This is a genomic window from Elstera sp. (genome assembly GCF_044372965.1).
GTDB lineage: Bacteria > Pseudomonadota > Alphaproteobacteria > Elsterales > Elsteraceae > Elstera.
This window is the reverse complement of sequence record NZ_JBILQX010000237.1, coordinates 1-4492: the sequence shown is the minus strand read 5'-3', so window position 1 is coordinate 4492 and position 4492 is coordinate 1. Positions and strand designations below refer to the sequence as shown.

5 protein-coding genes are annotated in these 4492 nt (G+C 60.9%); all 5 read left to right on the top strand.

Annotation, left to right across the window (positions count from 1 at the left end):
- A partial coding sequence (locus ACIQ36_RS18640) for an ABC transporter ATP-binding protein (protein ID WP_395832130.1) occupies positions 1 to 580 on the top strand: 580 nt, incomplete at its 5' end.
- Complete coding sequence (locus ACIQ36_RS18635; RefSeq protein ID WP_395832128.1) at positions 570 to 1472, top strand: ABC transporter permease; 903 nt, start codon at positions 570 to 572, stop codon at positions 1470 to 1472. The genes ACIQ36_RS18640 and ACIQ36_RS18635, both read left to right, overlap by 11 nt.
- Positions 1469 to 2401, top strand: a complete 933-nt coding sequence (locus ACIQ36_RS18630) for an ABC transporter permease (RefSeq protein WP_395832126.1) — start codon at positions 1469 to 1471, stop codon at positions 2399 to 2401. The genes ACIQ36_RS18635 and ACIQ36_RS18630 overlap by 4 nt, the downstream gene beginning before the upstream one ends.
- 105 nt (positions 2402 to 2506) lie before the next feature.
- Entirely contained in the window at positions 2507 to 3502 is a 996-nt protein-coding gene (locus tag ACIQ36_RS18625) for an ABC transporter substrate-binding protein (RefSeq protein ID WP_395832132.1), read from the top strand.
- Between the two features lie 57 nt (positions 3503 to 3559).
- Positions 3560 to 4492: amidohydrolase family protein (locus tag ACIQ36_RS18620; RefSeq protein WP_395832124.1), on the top strand; the 933-nt coding region annotated here is incomplete at its 3' end.

Below are 4492 nucleotides of genomic sequence, written 5' to 3'. Positions count from 1 at the left end.
CAATGGCGGAACCCCGGAGCAGGCGCGGCTCGACCGGGCCTATGGCTACGTCTTCCAAGCCCCGACGCTCTACCCGTGGCGTTCGGTTGAGCGCAACGTGATGCTGCCGCTCGAAATTATGGGCCTGCCGAAAGCCGATCAGCGCGAGCGGGCGCGGGCGGCGTTGGAACTGGTGGGGCTAACCGGGTTTGAGCGCAAATACCCCTGGCAGCTTTCGGGCGGCATGCAGCAGCGGGTTTCGATTGCCCGCGCGCTGAGCTTCGATCCCGATTTGTTGCTGATGGATGAGCCCTTCGGCGCGCTCGATGAAATCACCCGCGACCGGCTGAACGACGAGCTTCTAAGCTTGTGGAAGAAGACCAATAAAACGGTGATTTTCGTCACTCATTCGATTTCCGAAGCGGTCTATCTTTCCACCAAAATCGTCATCATGAGCGCAAGGCCGGGCCGGATCATCGATATTATCGATAGCCCCTTGCCGCGTGACCGGTCGGCGGAAACCCGCGATACACAAGCCTTTCTGGACGTGGCGCACCGGGTTCGGCACGGGCTGCTGGCGGGGCATGGGAATGATGATTAGGCTGCCCGCCGCCCTTACGCGGCCCTTACCGCTGCTGTTCGTGCTCGCCGTTCTCGCGGTGGCGTGGCTTGGCGGGGCGGTCTGGCTGAACGCGCCGCAGATCATCGACGGCTGGCAGCGCAACGGCAAAACCGACTACAGCACGGGCGAGCTTGTGGCGGCGGCCTGGAGCCAGGAGCGGCCGCTGCTGCCCGCGCCGCAGCAGATTTATGCGGATTTAGAGAAAAGTTTTTCGGCGCGCATCGATAGCCCGCGCAATTTGCTGTTCCATACTTGGGTAACGGGCTCGGCGATGGCCTCCGGCTTCGGGCTCGGCGTGTTGCTCGGCGGGATTTTGGCGCTCGGCATCGTCCATGTGCGCACGCTGGAAAAATCGCTGATGCCCTGGGTGATCGCCTCCCAGACCGTGCCGATCCTGGCGATTGCGCCAATGATCGTGGTGGTTTTGGGCAATATCGGGCTTACCGGGCTTCTGCCGAAAGCCGTGATCGCTATGTATCTCTGCTTCTTCCCGATCACGATTGGCCTTGTGAAGGGTCTGCGCTCGCCCGATCCGTTACAGCTTGATCTGATGCGCACTTATTCGGCGAGCCCAACGCAAACCTTCTGGAAGCTGCGTTGGCCCGCCGCCATGCCGTTTCTGTTCACCAGCCTGAAAGTGGCGATTTCGATTGCTCTCGTCGGCGCGATTGTTGGCGAACTGCCAACAGGGGCGCAAGCCGGACTTGGCGCGCGGCTGCTCGCGGGCTCTTACTATGGCCAGACGATCCAAATTTGGTCGGCGCTGGTTGTCTCGGCGGTGCTGGGCATGGGGCTGGTGGCGTTGATTGGGTTCGTCGAGCGGGTCACGCTGAGCTATCAGCACACCCCCGTCGCGGGAGGTAAGCGATGAACCTTCCTATTCTGGTGGCAACGGTGGCGTTCGCTGCGCTCCTCAGTCTGGTGGTTTTGGCGCAAGGAGGCTCCGGCCTTCTGCTCTGGCCGTTGACCCTATTGACCGGGGCGGCGGCTTGGGCGCTGCTCGCGCGCCTATCCAACGACACACGCGCGGAGGCGCGCTTCGGTTGGGTGGTTCCGGCACTGTTCGGTTTGACGCTTCTCTATCTTTGGGAAGTGATCGTGCGTGGTTTCGGGGTGCCAAAAGTGCTGCTGCCCGCGCCGAGCGCTATCGGCCTGGCCCTGGTGGCCCAAGCCTCGGTGCTCTTTGCCGATTTTCAGCAGACCGTGCTGAAATCGGTGATTGCCGGGTATCTGCTTGGGAACGGCTCGGCCTTCATCATCGCGCTACTGGTGGACCGCTCGCCGTTCCTGCAACGGGGATTGCTGCCGCTGGGGAACCTCGTCAGCGCCATTCCCATCGTCGGGATCGCGCCGATTATGGTGATGTGGTTCGGCTTCGACTGGCCGTCGAAAGCGGCGGTGATCGTGGTGATGACCTTCTTCCCCATGCTGATTTCCACCCTCGCCGGATTGCAGGGGACGGACCGGATGCAGCGGGATTTAATGACCTCCTATGGCGCGAGCTATGGGCAAACCCTGCTAGCCTTGCGGTTACCGGTGGCCGCCCCAATGATCTTCAATGCGCTGAAACTGAATTCCACCCTGGCCTTGATCGGCGCAATCGTCGCAGAGTTTTTCGGCACGCCGATTGTCGGCATGGGGTTTCGTATTTCCACCGAGGTTGCCCGCATGAATGTGGATGTCGTGTGGGCGACGATTGCGGTGGCGAGTGTGGTTGGGTCCGTTGCTTATGGTACGATCACGCTGATCGAGCGGCGGGTAACATTTTGGCATCCCTCGTTCCGCAAGGCGCGGGGGTAAGGGCATGGGGTTAAGAAGAAGCGCTCGCGAGAGCCGGGTTAACCGGCCCGCACAGGGGTAGGGGTTCCACGGATTTAACGGTTTTTGGGAGATGGAATGATGTCGATGAAAAGCCTTTTGGTTTCCTCCGCTTTGGCGCTTGCGGTGGCACTGCCCACGGCAGCTTCCGCGCAAGATAAGCTCACGCTGCAACTGAAGTGGGTCACGCAGGCCCAGTTCGCGGGCTATTATGTGGCGAAAGATAAGGGCTTCTATAAGGAAGTCGGTCTTGATGTCACCATTAAGGCGGGCGGCCCGGACATCAACCCGAGCCAGGTGATTGCAGGCGGCGGGGCCGATGTGATCGTCGATTGGATGCCCTCGGCCTTGGCAACGCGCGAAAAGGGCGTCGATCTCGTCAATATCGCTCAAGTTTTCCAAAGCTCGGGCATGATGCTGACCTGCCGCAAGGATAGCGGCATCACCGCGCCGAAGGATTTCCCCGGTAAAACGCTCGGCGTCTGGTTCGGCGGCAATGAATATCCCTTCCTCGCGTGGATGGATAAGCTCGGTTATGCCACAACCGGCGGCGCGGGCGTGACGGTGCTGAAACAGGGCTTCAACGTCGATCCGATTCTGCAAAAGCAGGCCGCCTGTATCTCGACGATGACCTATAATGAATATTGGCAGGTCATCGACGGCGGGCTGAAAGACAGCGACCTGCTGGTGTTCAAGTACGAAGATCAGGGCGTTGCCACGCTGGAAGACGGTCTCTACACGCTGGGCAAAAGCGTGAAAGACCCGGCGATGGCGGCGAAGCTGGCGAAATTCGTCAAAGCGTCGATGAAGGGCTGGGATTGGGCCGCCGCCAATAGCGATGCGGCGGCGGGCGTCGTACTCGACAATGACGCCTCGGGCGCGCAGACCGAAAAGCACCAGAAGCGCATGATGGGCGAAATCGCCAAGCTGATCGGCAAGAGCCCGAAAGGCACCGGCTATCTCGATCCCGCTGCCTACGACCGCACGGTGGCCGTGCTGATGGGCGGCAAATCGGCCCCCGTCATCACGAAGAAGCCGGAAGGCGCGTGGACGCACGACATTTTCGATAAGTCGAAGAACTAGGTTGGGTCTGCGCTGCCTAGCGAGGCTAGGCAGCGCTTTTCTTACGGGAGGCGCGTCATGGCATTACTCATTCGCGGCGGGACGGTCGTGACCGCCGACACCAGCACTCGGGCCGATGTTTTGTGCGAGGGCGATAAGATTATCGCCGTGGGGCCGAACTTGGAGGCTCCGGCGGGTGCGGAGATTATCGACGCGGGCGGGCAATATGTCATGCCCGGCGGGATCGATCCGCATACCCATATGGAACTGCCGTTCATGGGCACGGTCGCGTCGGAAGATTTCTTCAGCGGCACTTCGGCGGGGGCCGCCGGGGGGACGACGATGATTATCGATTTCGTCATCCCGAGCCCGCAGCAATCTTTGCTGGAGGCCTATAAAACCTGGCGCGGCTGGGCGGAAAAATCGGCCACCGATTATTCTTTCCATGTGGCCGTCACCTGGTGGGACGAGAGCGTTGCCCGCGATATGGGGACGCTGGTCAAGGATTACGGCGTCAATAGTTTCAAGCACTTCATGGCCTATAAGAACGCCATCATGTGCGAAGATGAAGTGCTGGTGAACAGCTTTACCCGCGCGTGGGAACTCGGGGCGCTCTGCACCGTTCACGCCGAAAATGGCGAACTGGTCTATCACCTGCAAAAGAAGCTTCTGGCCCAGGGCATCACCGGGCCGGAGGGACACCCGCTGTCGCGCCCGCCGGAAGTGGAAGGGGAGGCGGCCAACCGCGCCATCCGCATTGCCCAGGTGCTCGGCGTGCCGCTCTATATTGTGCATGTGTCGTGCAAAGAGGCCCTCGAAGCCATTAGCCGCGCCCGCTCAGAAGGGCAGCGGGTATACGGCGAAGTGCTGGCGGGGCATTTGGTGGTGGATGAGAGTGTCTACCGCTCCGACGATTTTGAGTTTGCTGCGGCCCATGTGATGAGCCCGCCGTTCCGCTCTAAGGAGCATCAGTCAGCGCTTTGGCGCGGCTTGCAGTCGGGCAATCTTCAA

Excerpts from the sequence above, each read along its gene's own strand:
- ACIQ36_RS18630 (WP_395832126.1), top strand. The coding sequence starts at position 1,469 with ATGAACCTTCCTATTCTGGTGGCAACGGTGGCGTTCGCTGCGCTCCTC.
- ACIQ36_RS18625 (WP_395832132.1), top strand. The coding sequence starts at position 2,507 with ATGAAAAGCCTTTTGGTTTCCTCCGCTTTGGCGCTTGCGGTGGCACTG.
- ACIQ36_RS18635 (WP_395832128.1), top strand. The coding sequence starts at position 570 with ATGATGATTAGGCTGCCCGCCGCCCTTACGCGGCCCTTACCGCTGCTG.